At 66.0% G+C, this 14,503-nt stretch carries 11 protein-coding genes; 8 read left to right on the top strand and 3 right to left on the bottom strand.

The annotated features are described in order from the left end of the window. Positions 1-201 precede the first annotated feature (201 nt). Positions 202-822: a 23S rRNA (uridine(2552)-2'-O)-methyltransferase RlmE gene (gene rlmE / locus BLT78_RS04585; RefSeq protein WP_090347839.1), complete on the bottom strand. Its 621-nt coding sequence runs from the start codon at positions 820-822 to the stop codon at positions 202-204. 209 nt (positions 823-1,031) lie between these two features. On the opposite strand from rlmE, the gene BLT78_RS04580 reads away from it, so the two are divergent. Then, positions 1,032-2,654, top strand: a complete 1,623-nt coding sequence (locus tag BLT78_RS04580; RefSeq protein ID WP_090347838.1) for an NAD(P)/FAD-dependent oxidoreductase — start codon at positions 1,032-1,034, stop codon at positions 2,652-2,654. Positions 2,655-2,664: 10 nt separating this feature from the next. Next, a complete protein-coding gene (locus tag BLT78_RS04575; RefSeq protein ID WP_090347837.1) occupies positions 2,665-3,396 on the top strand; it encodes a TrmH family RNA methyltransferase in 732 nt (243 codons plus the stop codon). Positions 3,397-3,768: 372 nt separating this feature from the next. On the opposite strand, the gene BLT78_RS04570 is transcribed toward BLT78_RS04575, so the two are convergent. Next, positions 3,769-5,313 carry an AlbA family DNA-binding domain-containing protein gene (locus BLT78_RS04570; protein WP_157719479.1) on the bottom strand — a complete coding sequence of 515 codons (1,545 nt, stop codon included), beginning with the start codon at positions 5,311-5,313 and terminating at the stop codon, positions 3,769-3,771. A gap of 637 nt (positions 5,314-5,950) precedes the next feature. Next, a complete protein-coding gene (locus BLT78_RS04565) occupies positions 5,951-7,384 on the bottom strand; it encodes an aldehyde dehydrogenase family protein (protein ID WP_090347835.1) in 1,434 nt (477 codons plus the stop codon). A 161-nt stretch (positions 7,385-7,545) separates the two neighbouring features. On the opposite strand from BLT78_RS04565, the gene BLT78_RS04560 reads away from it, so the two are divergent. The 6 genes from BLT78_RS04560 to BLT78_RS04535 all read left to right on the top strand — a co-directional run bounded on the left by BLT78_RS04560 (position 7,546) and on the right by BLT78_RS04535 (position 14,356). Then, positions 7,546-8,526 (top strand): flavin reductase, encoded by a 981-nt coding sequence (locus BLT78_RS04560; protein WP_090347834.1) that lies wholly within the window; start codon positions 7,546-7,548, stop codon positions 8,524-8,526. A 129-nt stretch (positions 8,527-8,655) separates the two neighbouring features. After that, positions 8,656-9,429, top strand: coding sequence for a glucose 1-dehydrogenase (locus BLT78_RS04555; RefSeq protein WP_090347833.1), 774 nt, complete (start codon positions 8,656-8,658; stop codon positions 9,427-9,429). 90 nt (positions 9,430-9,519) lie between these two features. Next, positions 9,520-10,311, top strand: a complete 792-nt coding sequence (locus tag BLT78_RS04550; RefSeq protein WP_090347832.1) for a fumarylacetoacetate hydrolase family protein — start codon at positions 9,520-9,522, stop codon at positions 10,309-10,311. A gap of 25 nt (positions 10,312-10,336) precedes the next feature. Then, positions 10,337-11,257: an acetaldehyde dehydrogenase (acetylating) gene (locus BLT78_RS04545; protein ID WP_090347831.1), complete on the top strand. Its 921-nt coding sequence runs from the start codon at positions 10,337-10,339 to the stop codon at positions 11,255-11,257. 10 nt (positions 11,258-11,267) lie between these two features. After that, positions 11,268-12,299 carry a 4-hydroxy-2-oxovalerate aldolase gene (gene dmpG, locus BLT78_RS04540; protein ID WP_090347830.1) on the top strand — a complete coding sequence of 344 codons (1,032 nt, stop codon included), beginning with the start codon at positions 11,268-11,270 and terminating at the stop codon, positions 12,297-12,299. 731 nt (positions 12,300-13,030) lie between these two features. Continuing rightward, the gene (locus tag BLT78_RS04535; protein ID WP_090347829.1) at positions 13,031-14,356 is read left to right on the top strand and encodes a spinster family MFS transporter; all 1,326 of its coding nucleotides are present in this window, start codon (positions 13,031-13,033) and stop codon (positions 14,354-14,356) included. Positions 14,357-14,503 lie beyond the last annotated feature (147 nt).

Genomic DNA, 14,503 nt, shown 5'->3' with positions numbered 1-14,503 from the left:
TCGAGCGAATCTGCTCATGACTCGATGATCCGGCGCGGCCCGGCTGCGCTCATCGTCAAACCGGACTAGGCAGAAGCGTGTGGACGGCGGACAGCAAAAGGCCCGGCGCTGGGGCCGGGCCTTGGGCAGAGGAAGATGGGGAGTCGGTAGCGGCGTGGCGTGACGGCTCGCAGGCCTTGCGCGAACAGTGCCGTGGCTGGCTTAGCCTTTGAAGCCCTTGGCCACGAAATACACCTCGCGCGAGCGCGAGCGCGAGGCGTCGGGCTTGCGCACCACGACCTTTTCGAACGAGCTGCGGACATCCCTCAGGTAGTCGTCCGAGCCTTCGCCCTGGAAGATCTTGATCGCGAAGTTGCCGTTGGGCTTGAGCACCTGGCGGACCATGTCGAGGACCAGTTCGGCCAGGTACATCGAGGAGGCCTGATCGGCGGCGGCAACCCCGCTGATGTTGGGGGCCATGTCGGAGATGATCAGGTCGGGCTGCCGGCCATCGAGCTTGTCGAGAATCTGCTGGAACACCTTGTCGTCGGAAAAGTCGCCCTGGATGAAGTCGACGTTTTCCAGCGAGTCCATCGGCAGGATGTCGCTGGCCAGCACGCGGCCCTGGTCGCCAACGAGACGGCCCGCCACCTGCGACCAGCCACCGGGCGCGGAACCCAGGTCCATGAGCAGCATGCCGGGGCGGATCAGCTTGTCCTTCTCGTTCAGCTCGAGCAGCTTGTAGGCGGCGCGCGAGCGATAGCCGTCCTTCTGCGCCTGTTTGACGTAGGGATCGTTGACGTGTTCGTTCAGCCAGCGGCTGCTGCTTTTGGAGCGTTTCATGATGGAGCCAACCACGGAAATCAGGTGAGTAGCGGGCCAGCGCAGGGGGCATGGGGCCGCAAAATGGCGGCAAGTATACGCCGATAGGGCTTCGCGCGGCACCGCCCCGGCAGGGCGGCCTGACAGCGGGCGGCGCCAGCAGCTACAATTCGCGCCTTTCCCCTCCCCCAGTTGCTTCCTTTGCCGGAGACACCGGCCAGGATTACCCCATGATTCGCATCAACGAACTGTCCCTGCCCCTCGACCACTCCCCCGAGGAGCTGCGCGCGGCCATCGTCAAGCGCCTGAACATCCGCGACGCCGACCTGCTGAACTTCAGCGTGTTCAAGCGCAGCTACGATGCGCGCAAGAAGAACAGCGTCATCCTGTTCATCTACATCATCGACCTGGAAGCCCGCGACGAAGCCTCGATCCTGGCGCGCCTGGCCGACGACAAGAACATCCGCCCGGCCCCGGACACCAACTACTACCCGGTAGGCCAGGCGCCGGCCGAGCTGAGCGAGCGACCGCTGGTGGTGGGTTTCGGTCCCTGCGGCCTGTTCGCCGCCCTGCTGCTGGCGCAGATGGGCTTCAAGCCCATCGTGCTGGAGCGCGGCAAGGACGTGCGCCGGCGCACCAAGGACACCTGGGCGCTGTGGCGCAAGAAGACCCTGACCCCGGAATCCAACGTGCAGTTCGGCGAGGGCGGTGCCGGCCTGTTTTCCGACGGCAAGCTCTACAGCCAGATCAAGGACCCCAAGTTCTACGGCCGCAAGGTGATGCACGAGTTCGTCCGCGCCGGCGCGCCGGAAGAGATCATGTACGTCAGCAAGCCGCACATCGGCACCTTCCGCCTGACCGGCGTGGTCTCGACCATGCGCGAGGAGATCATCGCCCTGGGTGGCGAGGTGCGCTTCGAAAGCAAGGTGACCGACCTGCTGATCGACGACGGCCAGCTCGAGGGCGTGGTGCTGGAGAGCGGCGAAACCCTGCGCAGCCGCCATGTGGTGCTGGCGCTGGGCCACAGCTCGCGCGACACCTTCCGCATGCTGCACCGCCAGGGCGTGTTCATCGAAGCCAAGCCGTTCGCCGTGGGCTTCCGTATCGAACACCCGCAATCGATGATCGACCAGGCGCGCCTGGGCAAATACGCCGGCCATCCGGAGCTGGGCGCCGCCGACTACAAGCTGGTGCACCAGGCCAAGAACGGCCGCGCGGTGTACAGCTTCTGCATGTGCCCGGGCGGCACCGTGGTGGCCGCCACCTCCGAACCGGAGCGCGTGGTGACCAACGGCATGAGCCAGTACTCGCGCAACGAGCGCAACGCCAACGCCGGCATCGTCGTCGGCATCAACCCGGAGCAGGACTTCCCCGGCGGCCCGCTGGCCGGCGTGGAGCTGCAGGAGCGCCTGGAGTCGCGCGCCTACGAGCTGGGCGGCCGCGACTACTGCGCACCCGCGCAACTGGTCGGCGACTTCATCCGCGGCGTGCCGTCGAGCGAGTTCGGCGAGGTCGAGCCTTCCTACAAGCCCGGCGTGCGCCTCGGCGATCTGGCGCCCTCGCTGCCGGACTATGCGATCGAGGCCATCCGCGAGGCGCTGCCGGTGTTCGGCAAGCAGATCCGCGGCTTCGACCGCAACGATGCGGTACTCACCGGCATCGAAACCCGCACCTCGTCGCCGGTGCGCATCACCCGCGACCCGGAGACCCTGCAAAGCCTCAACCTGCGCGGCCTGTTCCCGGCCGGTGAGGGCGCCGGTTATGCGGGCGGCATCCTGTCGGCGGGCGTGGATGGCATCAAGGTCGCCGAAGCGGTGGCCAAGTCGATGCTGGCCGCCGCGCAGAGCCACTGAGCGAGCCTCGATGAAACTCGACGACATCAAGAAACTGCACCAGAAAAAGTACCGGGCCGAGTTCGGGCATTTTCTGGTGGAGGGCGAGCACCTGCTGCTGGAGCTGCAGAAAGCCGCGGTCCACGACCCGCGGCTGCTGCGCAGTCAGCTGTACGTGACCGGCGCCTACGAGCACTGGCAAAGCCCGTTCAAGACGCAAGTGATCAGCGAGCGCCAGATGGCGCAGATCGCCGACACCAAGACCCCGCAAGGCATCCTTGCCGTGGTGCCGATGCCGGAAACCGCCGCGCCGCTTGCCGCTCCCGCAGGGCACGAGCGCGCCATCTACCTGCACGAAATCCAGGACCCGGGCAACCTCGGCACCATCCTGCGCACCCTGGCCTGGTTCGGCGGTTTTCGCTGCCTGCTCAGCCCCAACAGCGTCGATCCGTACAACCCCAAGGTGGTGCGCGCCAGCATGGGCGCCATCTTCCATACGCCGCTGGAGCTGGATGTCGAGCTGGATTCGCTGCGCACGCGCTTTGCCCGCATCGCCTGCCTGGACATGCAGGGCGAGCGCGTGCAGGCGGCCAGCTTCAGGGACTTCGATTGCTACCTGTTCGGCAACGAAGCCCGCGGCGTGCCCCGCGAGCAGCTGACCGCCTTGCATGCCCAGCCCTTCACGATTGCCGGCTGCGGCAGCATCGAATCGCTGAACCTGGCGACGACGGTCAATATGTGTGCGTATGAGTTGAGCCGATAGCGGGTCCGCGAATCATGGTGCGGGGGATGGGCCTCACCGCCCTGCCGCGCCATGCCCGCCTGGCGCTCCCACGCTGCCATCTGGGTTATCGAAGGGCCTCCCTTGGTCGTGTGAGCACCCTATGCCTGCTGCATTGCGCCAAGGGCCGCTATCGGCACGGGCCGAACTGGTCGATCAGCGGTTGAGGATGCAGATTGAGAGGGTGTGATGGGAGGGGCCAACGATGCATGTTTTGATCGCGGCAGGAGGAGGTCGCTCGCGTCGACGGCAGTACCGCTTCTTCTACGCTCTTCAAACGACATCCTCCGATGATTCCGAAATTTAAGTGCATCAGTTACAAAAAATGGACTGCGTTGAGTGAGGCATTCGAACTTAACTAGCCGGATTTGGAGAGCACGAATATGAAAAGCTTGTGGAAATTATTCTTCCAAATGCATCAAGCAAATCACTAACGGTTGACTCCCCACTAGAGCGGTCGTGCTGACCAAGCAATACATGTCGCGAAATGCCCAAAGCTTGAGCCATATCGATAAAATTCAAAAATGCATTTCTAACATCGAGATTGGCATTCTCATATAGAACTTTATTGTTCTCGGCTATGGGGAACTCCAGCCAGTCATCAGGATTCATAGAGCTAGACAGGAACCCTATATCGCGATGAACAAATGGAAGCCCCATTTTCTCCAGGTGCTCCTTGTATCTGGGGAGATCTGAATAAACGACAACCTTTCTTATCGAGGATGCCTTTATGTTTATAGCAAACTTATCTTCGTCGCCTCTATTTAGGTGAAGCTTCGATACCATGTAAAAAATCGCCGACATTATGAAGATGGAGAGTGTCAGGTCTACGATAAAAATCCTTTTCCCTTCAAATTCTTTTCTGGTGGCGAGATAATCTTCAAGAGCTGCAATCCTCTCGTTCCCAGACCGTTCATTATTAAGCCCAGACCCGTCCCATTCATGGCAGGCTAGAGGGATATGAATATGGTGAATATATCTGTGCCAATCGAAATCCCACATTATTCCATAATTGTCGAGGGTGCCCTCTGTGCGCCTAGCAACAAACGAACTATCTATTGGGTAGAAATTATCTAAGAGAGGAGGATTCCCTGGAAAAACAGGTTGACTAGCTACATCAATAAAGTCCTTGAAATTAATGGCGCCGGCGGCCCTTCTAGGACTCACAGTTCTTGCTATAAATATATCAAGCCTTGGTAAATCGCTTGCAGACTGCTCGCGCAGAAAATTAATTCTACTCTCTATTTCCCCCACTTTCTTGGTGCGATCAGACCATAATCTCTCTAATAGGCCTTGATCTGTGAGTGCAACAGGTGAAGATGAATCTCCTTTTCTTGTGTATACAGCACCACTACTGTGCAAGTAAGGCGCTTTTTCACCTTTCGGAATCTTTACAAAAACAATCCATTTATCGTGAGGGTCGGCGACGCCAAATTCCGGGATTGCAATTAGTTTGCTTTCAAAAAAAGGGCACGGACTAAGGTGTGCCTCAACTGCGTGCCTAAGTCGTAAAATCGTCTCCTCCGCTTCATTCTTGCTTAACGGGGTGAAATGATCAAACTTTCTGCCTTTCGCGGCCTCCTGGACTCCAACAATTAGCACGCCACCGTAAGCATTTGCAAAAGAGCTAATGCTTTTTGCAATTTTTGCCGTATCGGTAAAAATTGACTTGAACTCTACAAACCAGCCCTCCTCAAGCATCTTGATCTCATCAATATGCTCAACAGATAGATCCTCCAATTGGATCTGATAAATAGGAGTTCGCTTCTCTGACCGTTCGCTCTCAGGCTCATGCGAAATTTGTTCTTCACTTTCAGGTTGCGACATAAAATTCCACGCCTTTTTCGTTAGCCCTTTGTTTTTCCCTGTAGTGCATGCCCTAATCTGTTTCTCAGTCAAAAATTGCCATCTTGGAGGCCGGTGGACGGAAGCAAGGTCAAAAAATCTCCGATATTCGCAGAAACCGAAATTCCCTGAAAACCGCGTCGTTGCTGACTGTTAGTGGCGTTTTTTCTCAGATTGCATTACCTAAAAAACGTCACCTGAGGCGTCTGCGGTCGGGACAGAGCACAACGATAACACTGTGTAGTCGGAAGGTGGCAACCGGTCACGAAGGGCAGCTAATGGCCGATTCCTGCCAGTCGCCACTTGTTGCCTTGGCGCAGTAGTCAGCTCGCGTAAGCGCCGCCACCACAGCCATTCGCGAGGGTCGCCAACCGATCCTCGCGTCGCGCATCAACCACGCCGAGCCGCGTCGATCACAGCAACTGGTCGCTTTCAGCGTGGCCGCTGGTGGCGACCTGGTAGAAGAACGCCTCTCTGCGCTTCATCTCCGGGCCGCCGTTGAGGCCGATACAAGGTTTCTAAACTGCTGCCGCTCCTGGCAGCTACCAGCAGAAAAGCGCGGGTGTTGCTTATAGCCGGCTACAGCTAACAGCCATAGCCCCCTACCCTCGCAAACGAACTCGCGTCCCAAAACGACCACGGGCGGGAGACCACCACCATAGCCTCCCGCCCGCGAGTCATGACGAGCCGATCAGGGCGTAATCTGCGCCTCCATCGCCGCGAGGAAATGCTCGCCATAGGGCGGCAACAGCCCCCACTCGCGGCGCGGGTCGTAGGCGCCGGCCTCGAACACGGTGCGCGCGTGGCTGAATTCGAGGAAGCCCTCGCGGCCGTGGTAGTGGCCCATGCCGGAGGCGCCGATGCCGCCGAACGGGGCGTCCTGCATGGCGGCGTGCATCATCGCGTCGTTGATGGTCACCCCGCCGGACAGGGTGTTTTCCAGCACCCGCTGCTTCTCGGCCTCGTCGCTGCCGAACCAGTACAGCGCCAGCGGCCGGTCGCGACCGTTGATGTCGGCGAGCACCGCGTCGATGGTGTCGTAGGGCAGCAGCACCATGGCCGGACCGAAGATCTCCTCCTGCTGGATGCGGCAGCCGGCCGGCGGATCGACCACCACGCGCAGCGGCCGGCGGCGGTCGGCGGCATCGGCTGGCAATGCTTCGGGCAGCGACTCGACGCGCACCCCGGCGGCCACGGCGTCCTCCACCAGTCCCTCGACCCGCGCCAGATGGCGTTCGTTGACCACCGCCACCACGTCCGGGTTGCCCTGCACCTGCGGGAACAGGCTGGCGTAGGCGCCCTTCAGCTCGGCGAGGAAGGCCTCGGTCTGCTCGCGCGGCACGTACACCAGATCCGGGTTGACGCACAGCTGGCCGCCGTTGCTGGCCTTGGCGGCGGCGATGCGGAAGGCGGCGGTGGCCAGATCCGCGCTGCGCGAGACGATGGTCGGCGACTTGCCGCCCAGCTCCAGGGTGAGCGGCACCAGGTTGTCGGCGGCGTTGCGCATCACCAGCTTGCCGATGGCGGTGCTGCCGGTGAACACCAGGTGGTCGAACGGCTGGCGGGTCACCGCCTCGGCCATCTCGGCACCGCCCATGGCCACGCCGACCACTAGCGGATCGAGGTGCTCGGCGCAGGCGGCGGCCAGCACCTCGGCGGTGTGCGGGGCGATTTCCGAGGGCTTGAGGATCGCTCGGTTGCCGGCGGCCAGCACGTAGGCCAGCGGGCTGAGCAGGGTGAACAGCGGCGCGTTCCAGGTGCCGACGATGGCCACCGAGCCCTTGGGCTGGTAGAGCACCCGCGCCTTGGCGCCGAGCTGGTCGTAGGGCGGGAACGGCTGGCGTTCCTGCGGCTGCATCCACTCTTCCAGGTGGTCGCAGGCGTGCTTGAGCGAGGCCAGCGAGCCGAGCACGTCGTTCATCAGCGAGAAGCCCGCCGGGCGGTGGCCGAAGTCCTCATCCATCGCCTGCGCCAGCGGCTTGTGCCAGGCCACCAGCAGGTCGATCACCTGCTGGATGCGCCGGCGCCGCTCGGCGGCAGGGACGGCGCCCTCGGCGACGAAGGCGGACTTCTGCGCGGCCAGCAGCGTGGCCAGCCCCTCGACGGATGTAATCACGGAACTCATCGAACCTCCTCGAAATCCCTGCGGCGGCGGCCGGTGCGGCGCCCTGCGGCGATAGTGGCGAGGGCCGCCTTGCCGACGCCTCGTCCATAGAGACGATGCCACGTCCCACCTGCGCTGCGAATACTCGCCTCACCATAACCCCCGATCCAGCGAGGCAGAGCATGAACGCTCCGGCTACCTTCGACCCGCAGGCCTTCCGTGCCGCCCTGGGCACCTTCACCACCGGGGTGACCATCATCACCACCCGCACCGCCGAGGGCGAGGCGGTCGGCATCACCGCCAACAGCTTCAACTCGGTGTCGCTCAACCCGCCGCTGGTGCTGTGGAGCCTGGCCAAGAGCGCGCGCAGCCTGGCGGCGTTCAGCGACAGCCGCTTCTGGAACGTGCACGTGCTGGCGGCCGAGCAGGAGCCGCTGTCCGGGCGCTTCGCCACCCAGGGCAGCGACAAGTTCGACGGCATCGAGCTGGACGAAGGAATCGGCCCCGCGCCGCTGCTGCCCGACTGCACCGCGCGCTTCCAGTGCCGCACCGCCTTCCAGTACGAGGGCGGCGACCACGTGATTTTCGTCGGCGAGGTGCTCGCCTTCGACAGCAGCGCGCGGCCGCCGCTGGCATTCCAGAGCGGCCAGTACGCGCTGGCCGCGCGCAAGCCGCGCCAGGAACTGCGCCTGGGCGCCACCCCGCCGCCGGAGTGCAGCTACACCGAGGACCTGCTCGGCTACCTGCTCGGCCGCGCCCACTACCAGATGCTCGACAGCCTGCGCCGCCTGCTGGCCGCGCAGAGCCTCGACGAGCACGTGTTCTTCATCCTCTCGGTGCTGTGCATCCGCGACAACCTGACCCTCGACGAGCTCAACGCCTTCGTCGGCTACACCGGCCACCGGGTGAGCGCGCAGACGCTGGCCGAGCTGGAGCGCAACGAGCTGATCGCCGGCGAGCAGGACGGCGATGGCACCCGCCGCTACCTGCTGACCGCCGCCGGCCGCGAGCGTTCGCTGCACGAGATCGCCCTGGCCAAGGCCGTCGAGAGCGAGGTCGCCGACCAGCTGGAACCCGGCGACGTGATGGCGCTCAAGGTGCTGCTCAAGCGCCTGGTCGCCGCCACCGATCCGGGCCTGCCCGACCTGTGGGCCGCCCGCTGAGTTTTTCGTAGGGGCGAATTCATTCGCCACGCAGGCCACCGGCCTGCCCTTGGCAACCCCTGGGGCCGCGTTGCAGCCCATGGCGAATGAATTCGCCCCTACAGGCTGACAACCATAAGGAGATACGCCATGAACATCCTGCAGCGCTTCACCCTCGACGGCAGCGTCGCGGTGATCACCGGCGCCGGCCGCGGCATCGGCCGCGCCATCGCCCTGGCCTACGCCGAAGCCGGCGCCGACGTGGTCTGCGCCGCGCGCACCCTGGCCGACGTGCAGGGCGTGGCTGACGAGGTCCGCGCCCTCGGCCGCCGCGCCCTGGCCCTCACCTGCGACGTCAACGACGGCGCGCAGCGCGAGGCGCTGGTGGCGGCCGCCCGCGAGCAGTTCGGGCGCATCACCCACCTGGTCAACAACGCCGGCGGCGCCGGTCCCAACGACCCGCTGACGCTGACCCCGGAGCGCCTGGAGGAGATCCTGCGCTTCAACGTCACCTCGGCCTACCACCTCACCCAGCTGTGCGTGCCGCACATGCGCGCGGCCGGCGGCGGCAACGTCATCAACATCACCTCCGGCGCCGCGCGCTACGCCCAGCGCCAGTTCAGCGCCTATGGCACCGCCAAGGCAGCGCTGACCCAGATGACCCGCCTGCTGGCCCAGGACTTCGCCCCCGAGGTGCGGGTCAACGGCATCGCCCCCGGACCGATCCTCACCGACGCCCTGCAGCGGGTGATGCCGGCGGAGATGCGCGCGGCGATGGAGACCGGCACCCCGCTGGGCAGCCTCGGCGAGGTCGAGGACATCGCCTGCGCCGCCCTGTACCTGGCCAGCCCGGCCGCGCGCTGGGTGACCGGCAAGATCCTCGAGGTCGACGGCGGCGCCGAGAACAGCGTCTGGCCGGGCTGAAGCCCCAAAATATCCCCTGTAGGGGCGAATTTATTCGCCTTGCCGGGGTGATGTGGCGAATGAATTCGCCCCTACAGCAAAGGCAATCGCATGAACGAATCCCTGATCGACACCCTCGGCGACGAGCTGTTCGCCGCCCTGCGCGACCGGCGCACCCTGGCGCCGCTCACCGAGCGCCACCCGGACATCACCCTGGACGACGCCTACCGCATCTCGCTGCGCTTCCTCCGCCAGCGCGAGCAGCAGGGCGAGCAGGTGATCGGCAAGAAGATCGGCGTCACCAGCAAGGCCGTGCAGGACATGCTCAACGTCCACCAGCCGGACTTCGGCTTCCTCACCGACCGCATGCAGGTGGCCGACGGCAGCGACGTCAGCCTCACCGAGCACCGCCTGATCCAGCCGCGCGCCGAGGGCGAGATCGCCTTCATCCTCGCCGAGGACCTGGTCGGCCCCGGCATCACCGCCGAGGACGTGCTGGCCGCCACCGCCTGGGTGGTGCCCTGCTTCGAGATCGTCGACTCGCGCATCCACGAGTGGAAGATCCGCATCCAGGACACCGTGGCCGACAACGCCTCCTGCGGCGTGTTCGCCCTCGGCGAGCAGCGCATCGACCCGCGCAGCCTGGATCTGGCCGCCGTGCGCCTGGAGATGAGCAAGAACGGCCAACCGGCCGGCAGCGGCCTGGGCAGCGCGGTGCAGGGCCATCCCTGCGCGGCGGTGGCCTGGCTGGCCAACACCCTGGGCGAACTGGGCATCCCGTTCCGCAAGGGCGAGGTGATCCTCTCCGGCGCCCTCGCCCCGCTGGTGCCGGTGACCGCCGGCGACAGCATCCACCTCTCCCTCAGTGGCCTGGGCGAAGCCTCGCTGCGCTTCGTGCCCTGACGCCCCAATTTTCGAGAGCGAAACCATGACCAAGAAGATCAGATGTGCCCTGATCGGGCCGGGCAATATCGGCACCGACCTGCTCTACAAGCTCAAGCGCAGCCCGGTGCTGGAGCCGGTATGGATGGTCGGCATCGACGCCACCTCCGAGGGCCTGGCCCGTGCCCGCGAGATGGGCCTGAAGACCACCAGCGACGGCGTCGACGGTCTGCTGCCCCACGTGCTGGAAGACAACATCCAGATCGCCTTCGACGCCACCAGCGCCTACGTGCACGCCGAGAACAGCCGCAAGCTCAACGAACTGGGCGTGCTGATGATCGACCTGACCCCGGCCGCCATCGGCCCCTACTGCGTGCCGCCGGTCAACCTCAAGCACAACCTCAAGGCCGGGGCGATGAACGTCAACATGGTCACCTGCGGCGGCCAGGCGACCATCCCGCTGGTCGCCGCGGTGTCCAGCGTGCAGCCGGTGGAATACGCCGAGATCGTCGCCACCGCCGCCTCCAAGTCGGTCGGCCCGGGCACCCGCAAGAACATCGACGAATTCACCCGCACCACCGCCGGCGCCATCGAGAAGGTCGGCGGCGCCAAGCAGGGCAAGGCGATCATCGTCATCAACCCGGCCGAGCCGCCGCTGATCATGCGCGACACCGTGCACTGCCTGACCGAGACCGCGCCGGACCGCGAAGCGATCACCGCCGCCATCCTGGCGATGATCGAGCAGGTCCAGCAGTACGTGCCCGGCTACAAGCTGGTCAACGGCCCGGTGTTCGACGGCAACCGCGTGTCGATCTTCATGGAGGTGGAGGGCCTGGGCGACTACCTGCCCAAGTACGCCGGCAACCTCGACATCATGACCGCCGCCGCCGCGCGCACCGCCGAGATGTTCGCCGAGGAAATCCTCAAGGGCGAACTGACCCTCGCCCCGCAACCCGCCCTCGCCTAAGGAGCCGACCATGGATCTTCGCGGCAAGAAAATCACCGTCCACGACATGTGCCTGCGCGACGGCATGCACCCCAAGCGCCACCAGATCAGCCTGCAGCAGATGAAGGACATCGCCAGCGGCCTGGACGCCGCCGGCGTGCCGCTGATCGAGGTGACCCACGGCGACGGCCTCGGCGGGCGTTCGGTGAACTATGGCTTCCCGGCGCACAGCGACGAGGAATACCTGTCGGCGGTGATCCCGCTGATGAAGCAGGCCAAGGTCTCCGCCCTGCTGCTGCCGGGCATCGGCACCGTCGACCACCTGCGCATGGCCCACGAGCTGGGCGTCTCCACCATCCGCGTGGCTACCCACTGCACCGAGGCGGACGTCTCCGAGCAGCACATCAGCATCGCCCGCAAGCTGGGTATGGACACCGTCGGCTTCCTGATGATGGCGCACATGAACAGCCCCGAAGGCCTGGCCAAACAAGGCAAGCTGATGGAGAGCTTCGGCGCCAACTGCGTGTACATCACCGACTCGGCCGGCTACCTGCTGCCCGACGACGTGGCCGCGCGGGTCGCCGCGCTGCGCGCGGTGCTCGACCCGGCCACCGAGATCGGCTTCCACGGCCACCACAACCTGTCGATGGGCGTGTCCAACTCCATCGCCGCCATCGGCGCCGGTGCCACCCGCATCGACGCCGCCTGCGCCGGCCTCGGCGCCGGGGCCGGCAACACGCCGATGGAGATCCTCGTCGCGGTGTGCGACCGCATGGGCATCGAGACCGGCGTCAGCGTGTTCGGCATCCAGGACGTGGCCGAGGACCTGGTGGTGCCGATCATGGACTTCCCGATCCGCAGCGACCGCGACGCCCTGACCATGGGCTACGCCGGGGTGTACGGCTCGTTCCTGCTGTTCGCCAAGCGCGCCGAGAAGAAGTACGGCGTGTCGGCCCGCGAGATCCTCGTCGAGATGGGCCGCCGCGGCATGGTCGGCGGCCAGGAGGACATGATCGAGGACACCGCGATGACCATGGCCCGCCAGCGCGGCCTGCCGGTCTGAGCCCGTAGGGTGCGCCATGCGCACCGGAAAGCCTCCACCGCGCCCATGGTGCGCGCGGCGCACCCTACGACATGCACCAGATACGACCCGTAGGGTGCGCCCTGCGCACCGGGAAGCCTCCACCGTGCCCATGGTGCGCGCGGCGCACCCTACGGCCATGCACAGACACGACCCGTAGGGTGCGCCATGCGCACCGGGAAGCCTCCACCGCGCCCATGGTGCGCGCGGCGCACCCTACGGCCATGCACCAGACACGACCCGTAGGGTGCGCCCTGCGCGCCGGGAAGCCTCTACCGCGCCCGTGGTGCGCGCGACGCACCCTACGGCATGCACCAGACACGCCCCGTAGGGTGCGCCATGCGCGCCGGGAAGCCTCTACCGCGCCCGTGGTGCGCGCGGCGCACCCTACGGCATGCACCAGACACGCCCCGTAGGGTGCGCCATGCGCACCGGGAAGCCTCTACCGCGCCCATGGTGCGCGCGGCGCACCCTACGGCATGCACAGACACGACCCGTAGGGTGCGCCCTGCGCACCGGGAAGCCTCCACCGCGCCCATGGTGCGCGCGGCGCACCCTACGGCCATGCACAGACACGCCCCGTAGGGTGCGCCATGCGCACCGGGAAGCCTCCGCCGCGCCCATGGTGCGCGCGGCGCACCCTACGGCATGCACCAGACACGACCCGTAGGGTGCGCCCTGCGCACCACGACTCCCCCGCCAAGGAGGCCGCCATGGCCCGCGCCACCCCCTCCCCCGGCCTGTGGCACAGCCACGGCCTGCTGTTCCTGCTGGCCTTGATGTACGCCGACAACTTCGTCGGCCGCCAGATCCTCGCGGTGATGATAGAGCCGATCAAGCAGGAGTTCGGCGCCAGCGACAGCGCCATGGGGCTGATCTCGGGCCTCGCCTTCGCCGCCGTCTACGCGGTGCTCGGCCTGCCCGCCGGGCGTCTGGCCGACCGCCTGCCGCGCACCCGCCTGCTCGCCGCCTCCTGCCTGTTGTGGGCGCTGGCGACCATGGCCTGCGGGCTGGCCGGCGGCTTCGTGGTACTGGTGCTGATCCGCATGGCGGTGGCCAGCGCCGAGGCGCCGGCGACGCCGACCGCCTTCTCGCTGATCGCCGACCTCTACCCGCCGCACCGCCGCTCGTTCGCCATCAGCTGCTTCACCGCCGCGCCGACCTTCGCCGCGCTGCTCGGCCTGTCGGTCGGCGCCTGGCTGGTGGAAACCCACGGCTGGCGCAGCACCTTCATCCTCATCGGCCTGCCGGGGCTGCTGATCGCTGCGCTGCTGGCCGTGACCGTGCGCGAGCCGCAGCGCGGCCGCTGGGAGATCAGTCATGTACCGGCAGCACCGCAGGGCCTGCTGCGCACCGCGCTGGAGCTGTGGCGCGAGCCGGCGCTGCGCTGCCTGCTCATCGCCGGCGGCTTCTGCACCCTGAGCGGCTACGCCCTGGCGATGTGGAACGCCAGCTTCCTGGTGCGCTCCCACGGCCTGTCGCTGCAGCAGGCCGGGCTGCTCGCCGGCCTGGTCGGCGGCGGCGTGGCCGGCATCGGCACCCTGACCAGCGGCTGGCTGACCGATCGCCTGGCGCAGCGCAGCCGCCTGTGGCTGCTCGGCATCCCGCTGCTCGGCAACCTGCTCGGCGCCCTGGCGATCAGCGCCTACCTGCTGTGGCCGGCCGGCACCCTCGCCCAGTTCGGCGCCCTGGCGGTGCCGACGGCGCTGCTGTGGTGCGCGCTGGCCTGCTTCTTCAGCGTGTGGTGGGTGGCGCCGTCCTACACCCTGATCACCCACCTGGTCGCCCCGGACCGGCGCGGCACGGCGATGGCCCTGCAGACCATCCTCTCCACCATCCTCGGCGTCGGCCTCGGCCCGCTGGCCACCGGCATGCTCAGCGATCTGCTGCTGCCGGCCTTCGGCCAGGAGTCGCTGCGCTATGCCCTGCTGGCCAGCAGCCTGACGGTGGTGGTGCCGCTGCTGTTGCTGCTGCGTGTCTACGCGCTGTTCCGCCAGGGCGCGCCGGCGGTGCCGCCGCTGACGGTCGGCGACGGCTGACGCCTGCGCCCAGCCGGCGGGACTCCTGCCGCCGGCTGGGCGTCATGACGGGCGGCGGCCGAATTGCGGGCAAAAAAATGCGGCACCCTTTTGCAGGAGTGCCGCCAGTCGCTCAGCGCAAGTGTGGGAAAACCACAGGGGAAACTC

The sequence above is a fragment of the Pseudomonas oryzae genome (assembly GCF_900104805.1).
Classification (GTDB): domain Bacteria; phylum Pseudomonadota; class Gammaproteobacteria; order Pseudomonadales; family Pseudomonadaceae; genus Geopseudomonas; species Geopseudomonas oryzae.
The sequence above is the reverse complement of the archived record's forward strand: the minus strand, read 5'-3'. Positions and strand labels throughout refer to the sequence as shown.

What these genes read in the sequence shown, in the direction of transcription:
- BLT78_RS04560 (WP_090347834.1), top strand. Translation starts at nt 7,546, where the DNA reads ATGAACGCTCCGGCTACCTTCGACCCGCAGGCCTTCCGTGCCGCCCTG.
- dmpG (WP_090347830.1), top strand. Translation starts at nt 11,268, where the DNA reads ATGGATCTTCGCGGCAAGAAAATCACCGTCCACGACATGTGCCTGCGC.
- BLT78_RS04565 (WP_090347835.1), bottom strand. Translation starts at nt 7,384, where the DNA reads ATGAGTTCCGTGATTACATCCGTCGAGGGGCTGGCCACGCTGCTGGCC.
- BLT78_RS04535 (WP_090347829.1), top strand. Translation starts at nt 13,031, where the DNA reads ATGGCCCGCGCCACCCCCTCCCCCGGCCTGTGGCACAGCCACGGCCTG.
- BLT78_RS04555 (WP_090347833.1), top strand. Translation starts at nt 8,656, where the DNA reads ATGAACATCCTGCAGCGCTTCACCCTCGACGGCAGCGTCGCGGTGATC.
- BLT78_RS04545 (WP_090347831.1), top strand. Translation starts at nt 10,337, where the DNA reads ATGACCAAGAAGATCAGATGTGCCCTGATCGGGCCGGGCAATATCGGC.
- BLT78_RS04550 (WP_090347832.1), top strand. Translation starts at nt 9,520, where the DNA reads ATGAACGAATCCCTGATCGACACCCTCGGCGACGAGCTGTTCGCCGCC.
- BLT78_RS04580 (WP_090347838.1), top strand. Translation starts at nt 1,032, where the DNA reads ATGATTCGCATCAACGAACTGTCCCTGCCCCTCGACCACTCCCCCGAG.
- BLT78_RS04575 (WP_090347837.1), top strand. Translation starts at nt 2,665, where the DNA reads ATGAAACTCGACGACATCAAGAAACTGCACCAGAAAAAGTACCGGGCC.
- rlmE (WP_090347839.1), bottom strand. Translation starts at nt 822, where the DNA reads ATGAAACGCTCCAAAAGCAGCAGCCGCTGGCTGAACGAACACGTCAAC.